The organism is Salipiger marinus (assembly GCF_900100085.1).
GTDB classification, from domain to species: domain Bacteria; phylum Pseudomonadota; class Alphaproteobacteria; order Rhodobacterales; family Rhodobacteraceae; genus Salipiger; species Salipiger marinus.
On record NZ_FNEJ01000003.1, the window covers coordinates 257580 to 279016 of the forward strand.

A 21437-nucleotide genomic window follows, 5' to 3' on the forward strand; every position below is an offset into this window, starting at 1 on the left:
TCAGAGCCCGGCGCACATGCCTTCGGCGCGGGTGACGAAGGCGCTGTAGCGGTCCCAGAAGTCGCGGTCGCGGCTGCGGTCGGACTGGCGCACTTCCTGCGCCTCGTGCGGGTCGCGGTAAAACCCGACCATGCGGCGCTGGTCGCCCGAGGTCAGGTCCACATTCGCCGCCGCCTGCACGCAGCCGCAAAGCGCCGGATTACGCGCCTTGCGGTCCGAGGCCATGCAGGCCTTGCTGATGGGGCCGGAGGCGGTGCGCACCACCTGATACTCGCTGCCCGAGCGCGAGCCGCCGCCGCAGCCCGCCAGCACGGCGAGAATCGTCACGAGATAAATCGGTTTCATTGCTCTGAACTCTCTGCTCGATGCCCCTCGCGCGTCCTGCCGACACGTCTTGCGGAGCTTCACGGCAGGATGCCGCAGAATTGCGATATTTTCAATTCACCGATCCGTTGGCAGGCGGAAGACGCCCCGCCTTTGCCGCCCAAGGCGCCGCCCGAGGCCGCTTCGCGGGCGGGGGCGCTGCCCCCGGCCACGCTGCCGCGTGGCCTCCCCCGGGATATTTGTGGTCAGAAGAAGCGGCAGGCCGCCGGATGGGCTTGCGATCCGGCTTGACCGGGAGCGGAATCCCTTACATATCCGGGCATCATGACCGATCTCGCGCACATCCGTAACTTCTCCATCGTCGCCCATATCGACCACGGGAAATCCACCCTGGCCGACCGGCTGATCCAGCTCACCGGCACTGTCGCGGAACGCGACATGCAGGAGCAAATGCTCGACTCGATGGATATCGAGCGCGAGCGGGGCATCACGATCAAGGCCAACACCGTGCGCATCGAATATCCGGCGCAAGACGGGCAGACCTATGTCCTGAACCTGATCGACACGCCCGGGCATGTTGACTTCGCCTATGAGGTGGCGCGGTCGATGCACGCGGTCGAAGGCTCGCTGCTGGTGGTGGACGCCACACAGGGCGTCGAGGCGCAGACGCTTGCCAATGTCTATACCGCCATCGATGCCGACCACGAGATCGTGCCGGTGCTGAACAAGGTCGACCTGCCCGCCGCCGAACCCGACCGGGTGAAGGAGCAGATCGAGGACGTGATCGGCATCGACGCCTCGCAGGCCTGCCTGATTTCCGCCAAGACCGGCGTCGGCATCCCCGACGTTCTGGAAGCCATCGTCAAGCGCCTGCCCCCGCCCCATGAGGGCGACCGCGACAAGCCGCTGAAGGCGATGCTGGTGGATTCGAAATACGACCAGTATCTGGGCGTGATCTGTATCGTGCGCATCATAGACGGCGTGCTGCGCAAGGGCGACCGCATCCGCATGATGAAGACCGGCGGCACCTATGACGTGGATGACGTGGGCGTCTACCGTCCCGCCATGACCGGCGTGAAGGAGCTTGGCCCCGGCGAGATCGGCTATCTCAACGCCTCGATCAAGCAGGTGCGCGACACCCGCGTCGGCGACACCATCACCCATGAACGGAAACCCTGCGCCGAGCCGCTGCCGGGCTTCAAGCCGTCGGTGCCGGTGGTGTTCTGCGGGCTTTTCCCGGTCGATGCCAACGACTTCAACGACATGCGCGACGCGATCGAAAAGCTGGCGCTGAACGACGCCTCTTTCACCTACGAGATGGAAAGCTCGGCGGCGCTGGGTTTCGGCTTCCGCTGCGGCTTTCTGGGGCTTCTGCACCTCGAGGTGATCCGCGACCGGCTGGAGCGCGAATACAACATCGAGCTGATCACCACCGCGCCGTCGGTGATCTACCATCTTTACACCAAGGACGGGGAACGGCGCGACCTGCACAACCCCGCCGACATGCCCGACATGACGACCGTGGACCATATCGAGGAGCCGCGGATCAAGGCCACCATCATGGTGCCCGACGAGTATCTGGGCGACGTGCTGAAGCTCTGTCAGGACCGGCGCGGCATCCAGCTTGACCTGACCTATGTGGGCGGGCGCGCCATGGCGGTCTATGACCTGCCGCTGAACGAGGTGGTGTTCGATTTCTACGACCGGCTGAAATCGGTGACCAAGGGCTATGCCTCCTTCGATTACCATCTGGAAGGCTATCGCGAGGACAACCTCGTGAAGATGCAGGTTCTGGTGAATGACGAGCCGGTGGACGCGCTGTCCATGATGGTGCATCGCGACCGCGCCGAAATGCGGGGCCGCGCCATGTGCGAGAAGCTCAAGGAGCTGATCCCGCGCCACATGTTCAAGATCCCGATTCAGGCCGCGATCGGCGGCAAGGTCATCGCGCGCGAGACCCTGTCGGCCATGCGCAAGGACGTGACCGCCAAATGTTACGGCGGCGACGCGACGCGGAAGAAAAAGCTGCTGGAAAAGCAGAAGGCCGGCAAGAAGAAGATGCGCCAGTTCGGCAAGGTGGAGATCCCGCAGGAAGCCTTCATCTCCGCGCTGAAGATGGACAGCTGAGCCGCAGGTCTGCGTCTCTCCGGTGCCGGACCGCGACGTTCTGGACGTATGACTCCCCGCAGAGCCTGTCTGGCCTGCGGGGATTTGCGTTTTACCCTTGGCTCCAGTCTTCCCAAGGGGCCGGCGCGCCAAGGCGAGTGGCGTCTCTGGCGATGACCGTGTCCCGCGGTGCTGGAGGAGATGCCGCAGGTTTCGACGGAGGTCGATCCTGTGTAATTCCAGCTTGCCGGGACGCGGCCATCCCACCTTCCGTATCCGCAACAGGCTGCACTTGACCCCTGCGGGAGTGCTGAAGCACCGCCGCCTTGGCTTCGACAGGGAGATCGGGCGGGTTGTCTTTGTCGAGATGGCCGCAGCCGGAACGCCCTGAGGTTCACGCGGTCGTGTCGGGGGGCCCTGTCATGGACCCTTCCCACAGACGCACAGCCAGAGGTAGAAGGGCGCAGCCCTTTTTACCTTTGGATCCGCCATGTCCCGCCTCTGCCTTGCTCCGCTTCTGCTGGCGCTGTCGGCTGCCCCCGCCGCCGCGGCTGTCTGTGATTACCGGCCCAGCCGTCTGGTGGGCGACACCGTGGCGGGGGCTGCCGACCTCGCGGGCGGCGTCGTCGACCGGGTGGCGGATGGCGGGTTCTACACGCTGGTCAACACCACCAGCGGGCTGACCCTTCTGGGCACCAAGCTTGGCGCCGCCACCAGCAGCACCGTCGGCCTGATCGAAGGTGCGGGCGGCGCGGGTGGTGTGGCCTCGGTGGTGCTGAACCCGACGGTCTGGGTGCCCGCGCTGATCGTGGTGGCGGGCGGCGCCGGATACGAGGCGACCTGCGCGCTTTTTGTCGACGAGCGCATCACCGAATATGACGCGGTGCTGCAGGTCATGCGGGATTTTCAGGCGCATTCCGACCCGGCCTATTTCCGGCTGGAGGAAAACACGCTCAACCCGTTTATCGAAGTCTATGACGAGGCGGGCAAGCGGCACAGCTATCTGGTCGAGGATCTGTATATCGTCGACGGCATGCTGAAGCATCGCAGCTGGGGGCCGAACCGCCGCATCGGGCGGGTGGTCTTTGTCCCGACCGAGGCCGAGATGGATGCGGCCCCCGTGGAATGACCAAGATAGAATGACAAAGGGCCGCGCCTTGCGGCACGGCCCCCTGTCGCGTCAGCGCCGGGATGTCATTCCGTCATGGTGCCCTGCCCGTCTTCCGGGCCCTGACGGGTCTGCACCATCGCCATGATGCGTTCGTTCAGCTGCGGGTCGGCCTGCGCGGCCTGACCGATCTGGTTGTAGGTCGCGATGTCCATGCCATCGGTTTCCTCGACGGCGGAGGCCATCTCGGTCTGCGCCTCGGTGACCAGCGCCTGCTTTTCCTCGGGCGCTTCGGTGGCGTCGATGCGGGTCATGTAATCCTGACGCAGTTCCTGAACGCTCATCGCGGCGTCGACGAACGAGGTCAGCTGGTCATCGCTGAAATTCGCGGCGGGCGCTTCGGGCGCGGCCGGGGTTGCGGGATCGGCGGGCATGGCGTCCTGCGCCAGCACCGGCGCCATCGGGGCGGCGACGAGGGCGGCAATGACCGTAGATTTCAGCAGCATGCTCGTGCGTTTCATCGATTGTCTCCTTCTCGGCTTGCTTTGCCGCAGACCTGTCCTGCGGTGTCCCCCAAGAGGTAGGCAGCCCGACCGCACCCTGCAAAGGGCGGCGCGTGTTGCGGCGCTGCGGCAGCGGCGAGCCGCCGGAACCGCCGCCCGCGACCGGCGGCAGACCGCGCAAAGGGAGTGCCGCAATGGAACCCTTTGCGCCCCCGTGTCACGGTCGCGCGGTCAGGCCAGCATCTGGCAGTCACCGCAGACCGACACCGCCTGCCCCGAGATGGTGCGCCCGCGCGGGCTGGTCAGGAACAGGATCTGGTCGGCGATCTGCTCGGGCTGCACATATTCCTTGAGCGAGGTATGGGAAAAGGCCGAGGCCTCCACCTCTTCGAAGCTGCGGCCCTGCCGCTGCGCCTTGGCCTCCAGCACGCGGCGCTGGCGGTCCCCGGCGACAAGCCCGGGCAGGATGGCGTTGCAGCGGATGCCGTCGCGGCCCAGTTCGATAGACAGCGACTTGGTCAGCCCGATCACCCCCCATTTCGCCGCCGCATAGGGCGTGCGCAGCGCAAAACCGACCCGCCCCGCCATCGAGGACAGGTTGATGATCGAGGCATTGCCGCTTTGCCGCAGCGCGGGCACGGCATGGCGCACGCAATGGAACTGCGAGGTCAGGCAGACAGTCAGGCAGGCGTCCCAGTCGGCGGGGTCGATGTCCTCCACCGGGCCGGTGGGGCCCGCGATGCCCGCATTGTTCACCAGCACGTCGAGCCCGCCCAGATGGGCCATGGCGGCGGTCATGAACCCGGCGATCTGGCCCGCATCGCCCATATCGGCCCGCTGCCGGAACACCTCGCCCGGCAGCGTCTCCAGCGCGGCCTCGTTGATGTCGCAGGTGGCGACGTGGGCGCCTTCGGCCAGATAGGCCTCGACAATGGCGCGGCCGATGCCCTGCGCGCCTGCGGTGACGATGACGCGCGCGCCCTCCAGTTCCAGCTTCATGGCATGATCCTCCTGCGGCTGTTGTCCGTGTCCATCGCGCCATGGGCGCGGATCAGGTCCGAGGCGACACGGATGTCCTCGGCAATGGCCTGCGCCGCCGCCGCGCCATCGCGCGCGGAAAGCGCCTCGCAGAGTTGGCGGTGATGGGCGCGGGAATGGTGGGTGCGCGAGCGCGACATTTCCTCCTCCGAGGGCACGCCCGCCTCCACCCCGATGTCGAAATTGATGATCGGCCCGGCCTTGAGCCAGAGCATGGTGATCACCTCCATCAGCGCGGGCGATCCCGCCGCGCGATAGAGCGCAAAATGCAGATCCTTGTTGGCGGCCACGGCGGCGGCACTGCCATAGGCGGCATCCAGCACCTCCTCGAACCGGTCGGCCAGCGCGAGGATCCCGGCGATTTCGGTGCGGCTCGCGCGGCTGGCGGCAAGCCGCGCCGCCTCGCCCTCGGTCAGCATCCGCACCTGCGTCAGATCGGCGAAAGCCTCCGAGGTCATCAGCGGCACCATCACCGCGCGTTTGGGTGACACGTCCAGCGCACCGCTGGCGGCAAGGCGGCTCACCGCCTCGCGCACGGGCATCATCGACACTTCCAGCCGCTCGGCCAGATCGCGCAGCGACAGCCGGTCGCGCGGGCGCAGCGCGCCCGACAGCAGCATCTCGCTCAGCGTGTCATGCACCTGATCCGACAGGGTCTGGCGGCGCGCGGGGCGGATCTGATCCAGATTTTGCGACATGGCGTCGGGAACTCCTGTTGACTCGAAGGTGCCCCCTCTGCAACTGTGATCTCAGATCACAACAGAACGGGCAAGAAGGCAACCATTGATCTCCCGGCGGAGGAGGAGAGTCAGCCGGGAAAATCAGGGGCCACACCCCGCCGTGATCGTCACAAAGGGAGGAGACCCAAGATGACACTCAAGACCACCCGCAGGACCGTTCTGCGGACCGGCGCCGCCGGGCTCGCGCTGGGGCTGGCGGCCCCGGCCTATCTGCGGGCGCAGGGCGCCCCGCTGAAGATCGGCCACCTGACCCCCACCACCGGCTTTCTGGGACCGCTTGGCGAATATGCCCAGATGGGCATCAAGCTGGCGGTGGAGCATATCAACGCCAATGGCGGCGCGGGCGGCCGTCAGGTCGAGCTGATCATGGAGGACAGCGTCAACCCGCAGACCGCCTCGACCAAGGCCGAACGCATGTTCGAACGCGATCAGGTCGATTTCATCATCGGCGAGATCTCTTCGGCCTCCTGCCTGACCATCAGTCAGGTCGCGGCGCGCTATGGCAAATGTTTCGTCAACACCGGCGGCAATTCCGACAGCCTGCGCGGGGCGGACTGCAACCGCTACATGTTCCATGTCGAGACGCAGAACTCGATGTATGTGAATGCCGAGGGCGAATATTTCGACGCGCAAGGCATGGTAGACGGCAAGAACTGGTACACGCTCAGCGCCGATTACGCCTTTGGCCATGACCTGCTGAACGCGGCCAAGGCGTTTCTGGACGCCAATGGCGGCGTGCTGGTGGGCGACGATCTGGTACCGACGGATGCCACCGATTTCTCGTCCTATCTGCTGAAGATCCGGCAGGCCGAGCCGGATGTGGTTGCGCTGAACCTTGCGGGCACGCAGATCACCAACTTCTTCAAGCAATATGGCGAATTCGGGCTGGATTTCACGCTGGGCGGCTTTGGCTTCGACACCGTGTCGGCATGGGCGGCAGGCGCGCAGAACTTCCGCGGCACATGGCCCAACGTCTGGAACCACCTCGTGCAGAATGACGCAAGCCAAGCCTTCGTGCAGGCCTTCACCACCGCCTATGGCAAGCCGCCGGAAAATCAGGCCTGGGGCGATTACAACGCGGGCCTCATCATGGCGCAGGCCGTGACCGCAGCCGGAGAGGCGGGCGGCGACGCGCTGGTGGCCTATCTGGAAAGCCCAGAGGCGCAGTTCGACCTGATGAAATCGCGCAAGGGCTATTTCCGCCCCTCCGACCACCAGCTGATCCAGGAGATCTATGCCATCACCGCGCTGCCCGCCGGTGAGGCGCAGAACGAATGGGACATCTTCACCACCTCCGATCCGGTCCCCGCTGCCAATGAACCGCTGGAACGGCTCGCCACCAGCGTGACCGGCGGCACCTGCAGCTTCTGAGCGCCCGTTTCCCGCATCCGGGGGCGCGCAAGCCGCGCCCCCGACCCTGACCGGACACAAGGAGGCACGTCGCCACATGCTGGGGCTTTTTATCGCGCAGGTGCTGAACGGCCTGCTGGACGGCACCTATTACCTGCTGATCGCGCTTGGCCTGTCGCTGATCTTTTCGCTGGGCGGCATCATCAACCTTGCCCATGGGGCATTTTTTGCCATCGGCGCCTATCTTGCCATCCTCATCACGCCGGTCACCGGCTTTTTCGGCGCGCTGATCCTTGTGCCGCTGATCGTGGCGGGTCTGGGCATGGTGACCGAACGCACGCTGTTCACCCGGTTCTACCGCATCGACCCGCTTTATTCGCTGCTGCTGACCTTCGGGCTCGCCATGGTGATCGAACAGGGTCTGCGCTGGATCTTCGGCGCCTCGCCGCAAAGCTACAACATGCCCGACATCCTGCGCGGGCAGGTGTTCTTCGGCGATTTCATCTATTCGCGCTACCGCATCTTCCTGATCGCCGTGGCGGTGCTGGCCGTGGCCGGGCTGTGGGTGCTGCTCAACCGCACCGCCTTTGGCCGCATCGTGCGCGCAGGCGTGCAGAACCCCGAAATCGTCGGCAGCCTTGGCATTTCGCTGCGGCCCTACCTGTCGGTGGTGGCGGGCATCGCCATCGGGCTTGCCGGGCTGGCGGGCGTGCTGCTGTCGCCCATCTACACCATCCACCCCGCCATGGGGGCAGAGATCATCACGCTGGCCTTCGTGGTGGTGGTCATCGGCGGGCTGGGATCGTTCTGGGGCGTCATCATCGCCGCCGTGCTGGTCGGCCTGACCAAGGGCGTGCTGGTCGCCGTGGGCCTGTCGTCCTGGTCCACCGCCGCCATCTATCTTCTGATGTTCGTGGTCCTGCTGCTGCGCCCGCGCGGCCTGCTGGGCGAACGCATCCTGCGATTCGAGTGATCCCATGCCCCGCATCCATCCGCTTCTGATCGCTGCCGCAGCGCTGATCGCCCTGCCCTTCGTCATCCTTGCCGCAGGCCTGACCTATACCTCCGCCACCGAGGTGGTGGTCTATGGTCTGGCCTGCATGGGGCTCAACATCCTTGCCGGGCGCACCGGGCTCATCAGCTTCGGCCATGGCGCGTGGTTCGGGCTGGGCGCCTATCTGGCCGGGCTCACCTCGCTGGCCATGGGCGGTGCCTTCCTGATCCCGCTTCTGGTGGCGGTGCTGGCCACCGGCGTGATCTCCGCCGCCTTCGGTGCGCTGATCCTGCGCCGCAGGGGGGTCTATTTCTCGCTCATGACGCTGGCGCTGTCGGCGCTTGGCTTCACCATCGCTTTCCGCTGGACCGAGGTGACCGGCGGCGAGAACGGTCTGGGCGGCATCGACCGGCCCAGCTTTGCCGGGCTCGATTTCGAGATGTCCGAACCCTATTACTGGCTGGTCGCCGCCATCGCCTTTGCCGTGCTGGTGCTGCTGTGGCGGTTCAACAATTCGCCGCTGGGATCGGTGCTGCTGGCCATCCGCGAGAATGAACAGCGCACGCGCTTTCTTGGCTATCCGGTGGACCGCTACAAGCTGGCGGCCTTCGTGCTGTCGGCCACCATCACCGCGCTGGCAGGCGTGCTGCTGCTTTACAAGAACCGCATGACCTCGGCAGAGCCGATGTCGGTGATCTTTTCCGGCGAACTGCTGGCCATGGTGGTCATCGGGGGGATGCGCAGCTTCATCGGGCCAGCCATCGGCGCGCTGTTCTACATCCTGTTCCGGGAATACCTGTCGATCTACACCGACAACTGGCTGTTCTGGTTCGGTCTGGTCTTCATGATCTTCGTGCTTTACGCCCGCGACGGGCTGGTGGGCATCCCCGGCCAGATCCGCCGCGCGCTGAACCCGCCCGCCGAAACCGGCGCCGCCATGGCCAACCGCCGGGCCGAAATCCGCCCCCTGCCCGATTTCCTGAAACCCGCAAGCCACAGCGAGGCACCGCTTCTGGTGGCGCGCGGCATCTCCAAGCAGTTCGGCGGGCTCAAGGCGGTGGACGAGGTGTCGATCTCGGTCCGCGACCGCAGCCTGCATGCGCTGATCGGGCCCAATGGCGCGGGCAAGACCACCGCCTTCAACCTGATGTCGGGGCTGCATACCCCCGATGGCGGCGAGGTGACGCTGGCGGGCAGGCCGCTGTCGGGCCGCAGCCCCGAGGAGATCTCGGAGGCCGGGATCGGGCGCAGCTTCCAGATCACCAACCTGTTTCCGGCGCTCAGCGTGCGGGAAAACATCCGGCTTGCCGTGCAGGCCGGGGATCCGCGGCGCATGAACCCGCTGATCCGCGCCCGCAACCTTGGGCAGGTCAACGACCGCACCACCCAGATCATGGACTATGCGGGCCTGTCGGGCATGGACGAGGCCGAGGCGGGCGCGCTGTCCTATGGCGGGCAGCGGCTGCTGGATCTGGGGCTGGCGCTGGGGAACAGCCCGCGCATCCTGCTGGCGGACGAACCGCTGGCGGGCCTGTCGGTGGCCGAACGCGAACGGGTCGGCCTGCTTATCAAGGCGCTGAGCCGCGACATCCCGGTGCTGCTGGTCGAACATGACATCGACCGGGTGTTCGAACTGGCCGATCATGTCACGGTGATGAACGAAGGTCAGGTGCTGCTGGACGGCACCGTGGAGGAGGCGCGCGGCGATGCCCGCGTGCAGGAGGTCTATATCGGCTCCGGCACCTCCGCCGTGGCGGCCAAGCCGCGCGTCAGCGCCGTGCAGGACAAGGTGCTGCTGTCGCTCGAGAAGGTGAATGTCAGCTATGGCAAAAGCCACATCCTCAACGATGTCAGCTTCGATCTGCGGCAGGGCGAAATCCTTGCCCTGCTCGGGCGCAACGGCGCGGGCAAGTCGACGCTGCTGAAATCGCTGATCGGCATCGCCCCGGTGGGCTCGGGCGAAATCCGGCTCGACGGGCGGGTGATCTCGGGCGAATCCTCGGCGGCGATGGCGCGGGCGGGCATTTCCTACGTGCCGCAGGGGCGCGGGCTCTTCGCGGGCATGTCGGTGCGCGACAATCTGGAACTGGGCCGGATCCAGCGCCGCACCGGCGAGGGCACGCACTGGTCGCAGGACCGCATCTTCGCCTATTTCCCCCGCCTGCGCGACCGCATCGACACGCCCGCCGATTACCTGTCGGGCGGCGAGCAGCAGATGGCGGCGGTGGCCCGCGCGCTGTCGGGCGACACCCGCGTGCTGCTGCTGGACGAACCGTTCGAGGGGCTGGCCCCCGCCGTGGTCGAACAGCTGTTCGACACCTTCGACCGGCTGCGGCAGGATGTGTCCATCATCATCGTGGACCATAACCTTGATCTGGCGCTGACGCTGTCGGACCGGACCGTGGCGCTGGAACGCGGACGCATCATCCACGAAGGCCCCTCCGCCGCGCTGGCCAGCGATCTGGATCTGCGGCGCAAGGTGCTCTGGCTTTGAAAGGACTACCCATGACCGACCCCGTTGCCATCATCGGCGCTGGCCTCATCGGCCGCTCTTGGGCCGCGCTCTTTGCCCGCGCGGGCCATCCGGTGCAGGTCTGGGACGCCGATCCCGGCGTGCTGGACCGCTTTGCCGCCGATATGGCCACGCTCTGCGACACGCTGCTGGCCGAACAGCTGCTGACCGACCGCGACGCCACGCTCGCCCGCATCCGCACCTGCCCCACGCTGGAAGAGGCGATGGCGGGCGTGGCGCTGGTGCAGGAAAACGGCCCCGAACGGCTGGAGGTGAAGCAGGATCTGTTCGCCCGGCTGGATGCGGCGGCAGCGCCCGGCACCATCCTTGCCTCCTCCACCTCCGCCATCGTCGCCTCGCGCTTCACCGAAGGGCTGGCGGGGCGGGCGCGCTGTCTGGTGGCGCATCCGGTGAACCCGCCGCATCTGGTGCCGGTGGTCGAGCTGTGCCCCGCGCCATGGACCGACAGCGCCACGCTCGACCGGGCGGAGGCGCTGTATCACGGCATCGGGCAGGTGCCGGTGCGCATGACGGAAGAACGCGACGGCTTCGTGCTGAACCGGCTGCAGGGCGCGCTGCTGGCCGAGGCGATGCGGCTCTTGGGCGAAGGCGTGGTCAGCGTCGAGGGGCTGGACGCCACCATCAAGCACGGGCTGGGGCTGCGCTGGTCCTTCATGGGGCCGATGGAAACCATCGACCTCAACGCGCCCGGCGGCATCGTCGATTACATGAGCCGTTATGGCGGCTTCTACGCGCGGCTGGCCGAGGCGCCCGCCGGGCCAGAGGTCTTTGACGTGGCCAATGCCGAAAAGATCGCCGCAAGCTGGCCGCAGGACCGCAGCCCCGACCGCATCCGGGCGCGGCAGGACATCCGCGATGCGCGGCTGGCAGCGCTGCGCCGTCATTTCGCCGCCGAACCCACCCCAGATCAGAACTGAAGGACCAGACCCATGGCCAAACCCCGCAAGGTCATCATCACCTGCGCCGTCACCGGCGCCATCCACACGCCGTCGATGTCGGAACATCTGCCGGTCAGCGCGGCAGAGATCGCCGAAGCCGCGCTTGGCGCTGCCGAGGCGGGTGCCGCCGTGGTGCACCTGCACGCGCGCGACCCGCAGGATGGCCGCCCCGACCAGTCCCCCGAGGCGTTCACGCCGTTTCTGGGCGTCATCAAGCAGGGCTCCAACGTGGTGGTGAACATCACCACCGGCGGCGCCCCCACCATGACCATCGAGGAACGGGTGCGCCCCGCCGCCACCCACCAGCCCGAGGTCGCCTCGCTCAACATGGGGTCGATGAATTTCGGGCTGTTCCCGATGCTCAAGCGCTTCCCCGATCTCAAGCACCAGTGGGAACGCGACTATCTGGCCAACAAGAACATCATCTTCAACAACAGCTTCGGACAGGTCGAACATATCCTGACCACGCTGGGGCCGCTGGGAACCAAGTTCGAATTCGAATGCTACGACACCTCGCATCTTTATAACCTCAAGCATTTCCTCGACGAGGGGCTGGTGAAGGGGCCGCTGTTCATCCAGACCGTGTTCGGGCTGATGGGCGGGATCGGCGCCCATCCCGAGGACGTGCTGCACATGAAGCGCACCGCCGACCGGCTCTTTGGCGACCAGTATCGCTGGTCGGTGCTGGGCGCGGGCCGCAACCAGCTGCCCATCGCCGCCATGGCCGCCGCCATGGGCGGGCATGTGCGCGTGGGGCTGGAGGATTCGCTGTGGCTCGCTCCCGGCGTGCTGGCGCGCAGCAATGCCGAACAGGTCCAGAAGGCCCGCCAGATCATCGAAGGTCTGGGGCTGGAGATCGCCACCCCCAACGACGCGCGCGAGATCCTCGAGCTGAAAGGCCCCGACCGCGTGGCCTTCTGAACGGGTCCGCCGTGGCCCGGGGCGCAAGGTTTGCTCCCCCTCCCGCCCAAGGTCCGGCGGATCTGCCTCCGCCCCCGGTGCGCCCTTACGCGCCGGGGGCGATCCCGCTCAGGGCTTGCGGAAGAGCCGCGTCAGTTCGAACAGCGCATCCAGCCGTTCGAACCTGTCCCGCGCCTCGGGCCAGCGGTGTTCCTGCGCCGCCGCCACCAGCGCCTCGACCAGCGACAGCGTGGCGATGTTGCTGTCCCATGCCGACGGGATTTCCACCCAGCAGTTGAAGGTATGCGCGGCGACGCTGGCGATGGGGCTCGACCACTGGTCGGTGATCAGGATCACCTGCATGCTGCGGGCCTGCGCGATCTCGGCCAGCCGCAGCAGGTTTTCCTCATACCGGCGGATGTCAAAGATCAGCAGCGTGTCGCCTTCGGTCATGTCCAGCACGTAATGCGGCCATGTGGCGGAGGAGGAGGTCAGATGCGTGACCCGCGCCCGGATCGCCTGAAAATGAGTAAAGGCATATTCCGCAAGGGACCGGGTGATGCGCCCGCCCACAACGTAAAGCCGCCCCTCCGGCGAGGCGAGCCGTGCCGCCGCCGCGTCGAACTGCGCGGTGTCCACATGGGCGAAGGTCTGGCGCAGGTTCTGGGTCACCGCCTCGGCGAAACGGTTCAGCAGATGCGAATCCGGCGCCTCCGCCGCCCAGACCGCGCGCCGCGCCTCGGGGCCCGACACCTTGGCCTGCAGCTCGCCCAGCAGGGCGGCATGAAAGGCGGGATAGCCCTTGAAGCCCAGCTTCTGCACCATGCGCGCCACGGTCGGCGTCGACACGCCCGCATTAGCCGCCGCCTGCGTGATGGAGGACAGGCCCGCGCCGGGGTAATCGTCCAGCAGGGCCTGGGCGAACTTGCGTTCCGACTGGGTCAGCTGGGCGTGATGTTCGCGGATCAGCTGGCGCACGGTGCCTGACGGTGTGGTCATCGGCGGCCTTTCCCGGATGGTTTTTTGTGCAGTTCCCCGCGCGCCGTGCAGCCTGCCCACAACCACGCTCCGGAAACTGGAAAATTATTGACGCAATATTTTCGGCGTGGAAAGGTTTTTCCAGAGCAGAGGGGATCAGCCGTGACCGCCACGACGGAAACAGCCTTTCAGATCATCAACAAGACCGGGCGCGGCCCTGCCGTGCTGCTGTGCGAACACGCCTCGGCGCTGATTCCGCCAGAGTATCACGGATTGGGGCTGGCGGAGGAGGATCTGCACAGCCACGCGGTCTGGGATCCGGGCGCGCTGGCACTGGCAGAGGCGCTGTCCGCCGCCCTTGACGCGCCGCTGGTGGCGGGGGCGGTGTCGCGGCTGGTCTATGACTGCAACCGCCCGCCCGAGGCGCCGTCTGCCATGCCCGAACGCAGCGAACGCATCGCGGTGCCGGGCAATGCCGGCCTGTCACCCGAGGCACGGGCGGCGCGCGTGGCGCAGGTCTATACCCCCTTCTGCGACGCGGTGGACCGGGTTCTGGCGGCCCGGCAGGCGCAGGGCACGCCCTTTGCGCTGGTCACGCTGCACAGCTTCACGCCGCTCTGGCACGGCACCCCGCGCGAAGTGGAGCTGGGCCTGCTGCATGATGCCGACAGCCGTCTGGCCGATGCGATGCTGGACCATGCCGCCGCCCTGCCCCACCGGATCCTGCGCCGCAACGCGCCCTATGGCCCCGAGGATGGCGTGACCCATTCGCTGCAGCGTCACGGCCTGCGCCATGGCCTGCCCAATGTGATGATCGAGGCGCGCAACGACCTGCTTGCCGATGCCGCAGCGGTAGAGGCCATGGCGGACGAGCTGCTGGCCCTGCTGCGCCCCGCTTTTGCCACGCTGGGACTGGCGGAGGCGCATCATGCCTGACGCCCTGCGCGCCTATGTGCGCGGCATCGACGCCATGAACCGCGCCATCGGGCGCTGCGCCATGTATCTGCTGTTTGCGCTGGTGGGCGTGCTGCTGTGGTCCTCGGTGTCGAAAACCTTCTTCACCCCCACGCTCTGGACGCTGGAAACCGCGCAGTTCATCATGGTGGGCTATTACATCCTTGGCGGGCCCTATGCGATGCAGATGGGCTCCAACGTGCGGATGGATTTCTTCTATGGCGACTGGTCGCCGCGCCGCAAGGCCATGGCCGATGTCATCACCATCTGGTTCCTGATGTTCTATCTGGGCGTGCTGCTTTACGGCGCGATCAGCTCCACCGCCTATTCGCTGGGCTATTTCGGCACCGAGCCGTTCAGCTTTTTCGCCGATCTGGCGCGCGCCTTCGTCACTGGCGGCCCCGCCGCCGCCTCCGAGGTCATGGGCCATATGGAGCGCAGCCCCAGCGCGTGGCGCCCCTATGTCTGGCCGGTCAAGGTGGTGCTGTGCCTTGGCGTCGCGCTGATGATCCTGCAATGCACTGCGGAATTCTTCCGCGACATCGCCCGCCTGCGCGGGGAGGAGATCTGATGTCGCAGGACATGATCGCAATCGTCATGTTTTCGGGCATGATGGGGCTGCTTCTGACCGGGCAGCGGATGTTCGGCGCCATCGGCTTTGTCGCGGTGATCGCGGCGCTGCTGCTCTGGGGGGATCGCGGCGGCTTCGACCTTGGCTTTGCCGCCTCCATCAAGCTGATGAAATGGTATCCGCTGCTGACGCTGCCGATGTTCATCTTCATGGGTTATGTGCTGAGCGAAAGCCGCATCGCCGACGATCTTTACAAGATGTTCCATGTCTGGATGGGCGGGCTGTCGGGCGGGCTGGCGGTGGGGACCATCGGGCTGATGGTGCTGATTTCCGCCATGAACGGGCTTTCCGTCGCGGGCATGGCCATCGGCGCCACCATCGCGCTGCCGGAACTGCTCAAACGCGGTTATGACAAGCGCATGGTCACGGGGGTGATCCAGGCCGGATCCTCGCTGGGGATCCTCGTGCCGCCCTCGGTGGTGCTGGTGCTTTACGCCATGATCGCGCGGCAGCCGGTGGGGCAGCTGTGGCTGGCGGGCATCGTGCCGGGGCTCATCATGGCGGCGGCCTTCATCATCTACATCGTGATCCGCTGCAAGCTGAACCCCGCACTTGGCCCGATCCTACCCAAGGCCGACCGCGACCTGCCGCGCGCCGAAAAGCTGCGGCTGCTGACGGCGGGGCTGCTGCCGCTGGGCATCTTCGCGGTGATGATGGTGCCCTTCATCAATGGCTGGACCTCGCTGGTGGAAAGCTCGGCCATCGGGGCGCTGGCGGCCTTTGTCGCGGCGGTGCTCAAGGGCCGCATGACGCGCGAGGTGTTCGAGAATTCGGTGCGCAACACTCTGGGCGTGACCTGCATGTTCATGTGGATCATCCTTGCGGCGCTGGCCTTTGGCGCGGTGTTCGACGGTCTGGGCGCGGTCAGCGCCATCGAGACGCTGTTCACCGACCAGCTTGGGCTCAGCCCGTGGGTGATCCTGATCCTGATGCAGCTGAGCTTCATCGTCATGGGCACCTTTCTGGACGACACCGCGATGCTGGTGATCGTGGCGCCGCTTTACGTGCCGCTGGTGGGGGCGCTGGGCTTCGATCTGGTGTGGTATGGCGTGCTTTATACCATCACCTGCCAGATCGCCTACATGACGCCGCCTTTCGGCTACAACCTGTTCCTGATGCGCGCCATGGCCCCGCCCGAAATCGGCCTGCGCGACATCTACACCTCGATCATCCCGTTTGTGGCGGTCATGATCGTGGTGCTGGTGATCATCATGATTTTCCCCGATCTGGCGCTGTGGCTGCCGGATCTGGTCTACGGCAAGTAAGCCCAAGACCCCCGGCCTAACGGGGGCAGAGACGTCAAACCACCAACAGGAGAGACAGAAATGACCCTTTCACGACGCAAGATCCTTGCCGGGGCAGCCCTTGCCGCCCCCGCCGCGCTCGCCGCCCCGTCGGTGGGCCGCGCGCAGGAACCGATCCGCTGGCGCTTCCAGACCTATGCGGGTGCAGCCCTTGGCGAACATGTGACCAAGCCCATCATCGACGCCATCAACGCCGCAGCCCAGGGCGAGCTGGAGATCGAGCTGTATTACGCCGACCAGATCGTGCCCACCGGCGAGCTGTTTCAGGCGCTGCAGCGCGGCACGCTGGATGCGGTGCATTCGGATGACGACAGCATGGCCTCGCCCACGCCGATGCGGGTCTTTGGCGGCTATTTCCCCTTTGCCACCAAGCACATCCTCGACGTGCCGGTGCTGTTCAACCAGTATGGGCTGGCCGATATCTGGCGGGCGGAATACGAAAAGGTCGGCGTCACATGGCTGTCGGCGGCCGGGCAGGATCCGTGCAACTTCAACACCAAGAAAGAGGTGACCAGCCTTGCTGATCTGGAGGGGCTGAAGCTTTACACCTTCCCCACGGCGGGCCGCTTCCTGTCGCAGTTCGGCGTGGTGCCGGTGAACATCCCCTATGAAGATGCCGAAGTCGCGGTGCAGACCGGCGAGCTGGACGGCATGGCATGGTCCGGCATCACCGAGGATTACACCGTGGGCTGGGCGGATGTGACCGACTATTTCCTGACCAACAACATCTCCGGCGCGTGGATCGGGTCGATCTTCGTCAACCAGCAGCGCTGGGCCGATCTGCCCGACCATCTGAAGGAACTGGTGATGGCGGCGATCAAATCCGCCGACACCTATCGCAACCAGTGGTACTGGGGCGGCGAGGCGCGGCTGCGCGCGCGCGGCGACAAGCTGGAACTGCGCTCGATCCCGCCCGAGGAATGGAAACAGGTCGAAGACGCCGCCATCACCTTCTGGGACGAGATCGCGCAGGAAGGCGAGGTGCATCAGAAGGTCGTGGACATCTTCCGCGACTATAACGATGTGATCAACCGCGCCGGTCCGCCCTATACGTTCTGATCCGCACTTTCTGACCAAGGGGCCCTCCGCCTGCGCGCGGAGGGCCCGCATGACCGATCCAAGGAGCAGCCGATGACCGGCACATTGACACTCGACCAGATCAAGATCGCCGCAGAGCGCGGCGAGATCGACACGATCCTCGTCTGCATCGTGGACATGCAGGGGCGGCTGCAGGGCAAGCGGTTCCATGTCTCGAACTTCATCGAACATGGCCATGTGGAAACGCATTGCTGCAATTACCTGCTGGCCACCGATCTGGAGATGATGACGCCGGACGGCTATGCCACCACCTCTTGGGCGGCAGGCTATGGCGATTACGTGATGAAGCCGGATCTGTCGACGCTGCGCCTCGTGCCATGGCTGGAGGGCACCGCCATGGTGCTTTGCGACGTGATGGATCACCACCACGCGCCCGTGCCGCAGTCGCCGCGCCAGATCCTCAAGGCGCAGGTGGACCGTGCCGCCGCCCTGGGGCTTGCGCCGATGATGGCGACGGAACTGGAGTTCTTCCTTTATGCCCGCTCCTATGACGCGATCCGGCACAGCGGCCACCGCGATCTGGAACCGCTGACCCCGTTCAATCAGGATTATTCGATCCAGTTCACCAGCCGCGAAGAATATGTCATGCGGCCCATCCGCAACCACCTGGTCGCCATGGGCATCCCGGTGGAAAGCACCAAGGGCGAGGCAGAGACCGGGCAGGAAGAGCTGAACATCCGCTATGCCGACGCGCTGACCTGCGCCGATTACCACACGATCGCCAAACACGCGATCAAGGAGATCACCCACCAGAAGGGCCATGCCGCCACCTTCATGGCCAAATGGCGCGCCGACAAGGTGGGCAGCGCCGCGCATATCCACCAGTCGCTGTTCAAGGGCGGCAGCAACGTGTTCCATGATGCCGAGGCCGCGCATGGCATGTCCGCGACCATGCGCAGCTATGTGGCGGGGCTGCTGAAATACGCGCCAGAGGTCACGCTGCTGCTGGCGCCCTATGTCAACAGCTACAAGCGCTTCGTGCCCGGCACCTTTGCCCCCACCAAATCCGCATGGTCGGTGGACAACCGCACCGCAGGCTTCCGTCTGGTGGGCGAGGACACCAAGGGCGTGCGCATCGAATGCCGCATCCCCGGATCGGACATGAACCCCTATCTCGCCTGTGCGGCGCAGCTTGCGGCGGGGCTGGCCGGGATCGAGGAAGGGCTTGATCTGCCCGATCCCGTCTCCGGCGATGTCTATGCCATGACCGATGTGCCCGACGTGCCCGCAAGCCTGCGCGCCGCCACCGAGGCCTTTGCCGGATCGGCGATGCTGCGCGCCGCTTTCGGCGATGCGGTGGTGGATCACTACGCCCATGCCGCCCGGGTCGAGCAGGCCGATTTCGACCGCGCCGTGACCGATTACGAACTCGCCCGCGGGTTCGAGAAAGCCTGAACGAGGACAGACATGACCACCCTCACCTGCGTTTCTCCGATCGACGGATCGGTCTTTGCCACCCGCGAGGCGCTGCCTCTGGAGGCGGCGCGGCAGGCCGCCCGCCGCGCCCGTGCCGCACAGGCCGCATGGGCCGCGCGCCCGCTGGCCGAACGCACGGCACTTGTCATGGCCGGGGTTGCCGCCATCGGCGAGATGAATGACGAGATCGTGCCGGAACTGGCCCGGATGATGGGCCGCCCGGTGCGCTATGGCGGTGAATTCCGCGGCTTTCACGAACGCGCCGCCTATATGGCCCAGATCGCCGAACGCGCGCTGGCCGACATTCAGGTGGGCGAGGATGCCACCTTCCGCCGCTTCATCCGCCGCGTGCCGCAGGGCGTGGTGCTGGTGGTCTCGCCGTGGAATTACCCCTACATGACCGCGATCAACACCGTGGCCCCCGCGCTGATCGCGGGCAATGCCGTGGTGCTGAAAGGCGCCACGCAGACGCTGCTGGTGGGCGAACGGCTGGCGCGCGCCTTTCACGCGGTGGGTATCCCCGAGGACGTGTTCCAGAACGTCTATCTGGATCATGACAGCACGGCGGCGCTGATCGCCGGGCGGGCCTTCGATTTTGTCAATTTCACCGGATCTGTGGGCGGCGGTCAGGCGGTGGAACGCGCCGCTGCGGGCACCTTTACCGGGCTGGGGCTGGAACTGGGCGGCAAGGATCCGGGCTATGTCATGGAAGATGCCGATCTGGATGCCGCCGTCGACACGCTGATCGACGGGGCGATGTTCAATTCCGGGCAGTGCTGCTGCGGGATCGAACGCATCTATGTGCAGGAAAGCCTGTTCGACGCCTTTGTCGACAAGGCGGTGGCCGTGGTCAAAGGCTACCGGCTGGGCAATCCGCTGGACGCGGAGACCACCATCGGCCCCATGGCCAACACCCGCTTTGCCGCCGAGGTCCGCGCCCAGATCGACGAGGCGTTGGCCATGGGCGCCCGCGCGCATATCCCGACCTTTGCCGAAGATGACGGCGGCGCCTATCTGACCCCGCAGATCCTGACCAATGTCAGCCATGACATGCGGGTGATGCGCGACGAAAGCTTCGGCCCCGTGGTCGGCATCATGCCGGTCAAGGACGATGCCGAGGCGCTGGCGCTGATGAATGACAGCCCCTTCGGGCTGACCGCCTCGCTCTGGACCGGCGATGTCGACCGCGCCATCCGTCTGGGCGATGCGATCCAGACCGGCACGGTCTTTCTCAACCGCGCCGATTATCTGGATCCCGGCCTGTGCTGGACCGGCTGCAAGAACACCGGACGCGGCGGGGCGCTGTCAGAGATCGGCTATCACTCCCTGACCCGTCCCAAATCCTACCATCTCAAGAAGGTGACCCAATGACGCTGACCGCCAACTGGTCCTATCCCACCGCCATCAAGTTCGGCGCGGGCCGCATCGCGGAGCTTCCCGCCGCCTGCGCGCAGGCGGGCATCACGAAACCGCTGCTGGTGACGGATCGCGGGCTGGCCGCCCTGCCCATCACCGCGCAGACGCTGGAAATCCTGCGCGCGGCGGGGCTTGATGCCGCGATCTTCGCCGATGTCGATCCCAACCCGAACGAGCACAACCTTGCCGCCGGGGTCGCCGCCTATACTGCGGGCGGCCATGACGGCGTGGTGGCCTTTGGCGGCGGCTCGGGGCTTGATCTGGGCAAATGCGTGGCCTTCATGGCCGGGCAGACCCGCCCGGTCTGGGATTTCGAGGATATCGGCGACTGGTGGACCCGCGCCGATGCCAGCGCCATCGCCCCCGTGGTGGCGGTGCCCACCACCGCAGGCACCGGTTCCGAAGTGGGCCGCGCCGGGGTGCTGACCAATTCCGTCACCCATGAGAAAAAGATCATCTTCCATCCAAGGATGCTGCCCGCCGTGGTGATCTGCGATCCCGAATTGACCGTGGGCATGCCGAAGGCGATCACCGCCGGCACTGGGCTTGACGCCTTTGCCCATTGCGTGGAGGCGTTCTCCTCGCCCTTCTATCACCCGATGAGCCAAGGCATCGCGCTGGAAGGCATGCGGCTGGTGATCGACTACCTGCCCCGCGCCTATGACGACGGCACCGATCTGGAAGCGCGCGCGCAGATGATGAGCGCCGCCGCCATGGGTGCCACCGCCTTCCAGAAGGGGCTGGGCGCGATCCATGCCATGAGCCATCCGATCGGCGCGCATTTCGGCACGCATCACGGCACCACCAACGCCGTCTGCATGCCCGCCGTGCTGAAGTTCAACGCCGAGGCGATCCGCGCGCGGTTCGACCGCGCCGCGCCTTATCTGGGGATCGACGGCGGGTTTGACGGGTTCTGCGCCTTTGTCGATGCATTCAACACCCGGCTGGGCGTGCCGCAAGGCCTCTCCGCGCTTGGCGTGACCGAGGCGGCGATCCCGGCGCTGGTCGAAGGCGCCATCAAGGATCCGTCCTGCGGCGGCAACCCGGTGGCCTTGACCGAGGCCAATCTGGCCGAGCTGTTCCGCGCCGCCCTCTGATCCGGCCTG

The 21437-nt window shown here is 66.2% G+C and carries 19 protein-coding genes; 14 read left to right on the forward strand and 5 right to left on the reverse strand.

Going from position 1 to position 21437, the window contains the following annotated elements; translation table 11 throughout:
- On the reverse strand, positions 1-345 hold the full coding sequence (locus BLR51_RS04865; protein ID WP_089844506.1) for a hypothetical protein: 345 nt from the start codon (positions 343-345) through the stop codon (positions 1-3).
- A gap of 303 nt (positions 346-648) precedes the next feature.
- Between BLR51_RS04865 and lepA the strand changes: the two genes are divergently transcribed.
- Together lepA and BLR51_RS04875 are read left to right on the forward strand one after the other, a co-directional pair.
- The gene (lepA, locus tag BLR51_RS04870) at positions 649-2451 is read left to right on the forward strand and encodes a translation elongation factor 4 (protein WP_089844508.1); all 1803 of its coding nucleotides are present in this window, start codon (positions 649-651) and stop codon (positions 2449-2451) included.
- A gap of 469 nt (positions 2452-2920) precedes the next feature.
- On the forward strand, positions 2921-3559 hold the full coding sequence (locus BLR51_RS04875; protein ID WP_089844510.1) for a hypothetical protein: 639 nt from the start codon (positions 2921-2923) through the stop codon (positions 3557-3559).
- A 65-nt stretch (positions 3560-3624) separates the two neighbouring features.
- Here the strand turns inward: BLR51_RS04875 and BLR51_RS04880 are convergent, their stop codons facing one another.
- The 3 genes from BLR51_RS04880 to BLR51_RS04890 all read right to left on the reverse strand — a co-directional run bounded on the left by BLR51_RS04880 (position 3625) and on the right by BLR51_RS04890 (position 5777).
- A complete protein-coding gene (locus tag BLR51_RS04880) occupies positions 3625-4059 on the reverse strand; it encodes a DUF4168 domain-containing protein (protein ID WP_089844512.1) in 435 nt (144 codons plus the stop codon).
- Positions 4060-4272: 213 nt separating this feature from the next.
- The gene (locus BLR51_RS04885) at positions 4273-5040 is read right to left on the reverse strand and encodes an SDR family oxidoreductase (protein WP_089844514.1); all 768 of its coding nucleotides are present in this window, start codon (positions 5038-5040) and stop codon (positions 4273-4275) included.
- Positions 5037-5777: a GntR family transcriptional regulator gene (locus BLR51_RS04890; RefSeq protein ID WP_089844516.1), complete on the reverse strand. Its 741-nt coding sequence runs from the start codon at positions 5775-5777 to the stop codon at positions 5037-5039. Before BLR51_RS04890 ends, BLR51_RS04885 begins: the two co-directional genes overlap by 4 nt.
- A 171-nt stretch (positions 5778-5948) precedes the next feature.
- On the opposite strand from BLR51_RS04890, the gene BLR51_RS04895 reads away from it, so the two are divergent.
- The 5 genes from BLR51_RS04895 to kce all read left to right on the forward strand — a co-directional run bounded on the left by BLR51_RS04895 (position 5949) and on the right by kce (position 12555).
- A complete protein-coding gene (locus tag BLR51_RS04895; protein WP_089844518.1) occupies positions 5949-7190 on the forward strand; it encodes an ABC transporter substrate-binding protein in 1242 nt (413 codons plus the stop codon).
- Between the two features lie 76 nt (positions 7191-7266).
- Positions 7267-8142 carry a branched-chain amino acid ABC transporter permease gene (locus BLR51_RS04900; protein WP_089844520.1) on the forward strand — a complete coding sequence of 292 codons (876 nt, stop codon included), beginning with the start codon at positions 7267-7269 and terminating at the stop codon, positions 8140-8142.
- A 4-nt stretch (positions 8143-8146) separates the two neighbouring features.
- On the forward strand, positions 8147-10657 hold the full coding sequence (locus tag BLR51_RS04905) for a branched-chain amino acid ABC transporter ATP-binding protein/permease (protein WP_089844522.1): 2511 nt from the start codon (positions 8147-8149) through the stop codon (positions 10655-10657).
- An 11-nt stretch (positions 10658-10668) separates the two neighbouring features.
- Entirely contained in the window at positions 10669-11613 is a 945-nt protein-coding gene (locus tag BLR51_RS04910) for a 3-hydroxyacyl-CoA dehydrogenase (RefSeq protein ID WP_089844524.1), read from the forward strand.
- Positions 11614-11625: 12 nt separating this feature from the next.
- Positions 11626-12555 carry a 3,5-dioxohexanoate:acetyl-CoA acetone transferase gene (gene kce / locus BLR51_RS04915; RefSeq protein ID WP_089844526.1) on the forward strand — a complete coding sequence of 310 codons (930 nt, stop codon included), beginning with the start codon at positions 11626-11628 and terminating at the stop codon, positions 12553-12555.
- A gap of 108 nt (positions 12556-12663) precedes the next feature.
- Here kce and BLR51_RS04920 read toward each other — a convergent pair whose 3' ends face one another.
- Complete coding sequence (locus BLR51_RS04920; protein WP_089844528.1) at positions 12664-13533, reverse strand: MurR/RpiR family transcriptional regulator; 870 nt, start codon at positions 13531-13533, stop codon at positions 12664-12666.
- A 141-nt stretch (positions 13534-13674) separates the two neighbouring features.
- On the opposite strand from BLR51_RS04920, the gene BLR51_RS04925 reads away from it, so the two are divergent.
- The 7 genes from BLR51_RS04925 to BLR51_RS04955 all read left to right on the forward strand — a co-directional run bounded on the left by BLR51_RS04925 (position 13675) and on the right by BLR51_RS04955 (position 21428).
- The gene (locus BLR51_RS04925) at positions 13675-14448 is read left to right on the forward strand and encodes an N-formylglutamate amidohydrolase (RefSeq protein WP_089844530.1); all 774 of its coding nucleotides are present in this window, start codon (positions 13675-13677) and stop codon (positions 14446-14448) included.
- Positions 14441-15037, forward strand: a complete 597-nt coding sequence (locus tag BLR51_RS04930) for a TRAP transporter small permease subunit (RefSeq protein WP_089844532.1) — start codon at positions 14441-14443, stop codon at positions 15035-15037. Before BLR51_RS04925 ends, BLR51_RS04930 begins: the two co-directional genes overlap by 8 nt.
- On the forward strand, positions 15037-16362 hold the full coding sequence (locus tag BLR51_RS04935; protein ID WP_089844534.1) for a TRAP transporter large permease: 1326 nt from the start codon (positions 15037-15039) through the stop codon (positions 16360-16362). Before BLR51_RS04930 ends, BLR51_RS04935 begins: the two co-directional genes overlap by 1 nt.
- A 60-nt stretch (positions 16363-16422) precedes the next feature.
- The gene (locus tag BLR51_RS04940; protein WP_089844536.1) at positions 16423-17460 is read left to right on the forward strand and encodes a TRAP transporter substrate-binding protein; all 1038 of its coding nucleotides are present in this window, start codon (positions 16423-16425) and stop codon (positions 17458-17460) included.
- Between the two features lie 72 nt (positions 17461-17532).
- Complete coding sequence (locus BLR51_RS04945) at positions 17533-18894, forward strand: glutamine synthetase family protein (RefSeq protein ID WP_089844538.1); 1362 nt, start codon at positions 17533-17535, stop codon at positions 18892-18894.
- Between the two features lie 12 nt (positions 18895-18906).
- The gene (locus BLR51_RS04950) at positions 18907-20286 is read left to right on the forward strand and encodes an aldehyde dehydrogenase family protein (RefSeq protein WP_089844540.1); all 1380 of its coding nucleotides are present in this window, start codon (positions 18907-18909) and stop codon (positions 20284-20286) included.
- Complete coding sequence (locus BLR51_RS04955; RefSeq protein WP_089844542.1) at positions 20283-21428, forward strand: iron-containing alcohol dehydrogenase; 1146 nt, start codon at positions 20283-20285, stop codon at positions 21426-21428. Before BLR51_RS04950 ends, BLR51_RS04955 begins: the two co-directional genes overlap by 4 nt.
- The last annotated feature ends 9 nt before the right edge of the window (positions 21429-21437 follow it).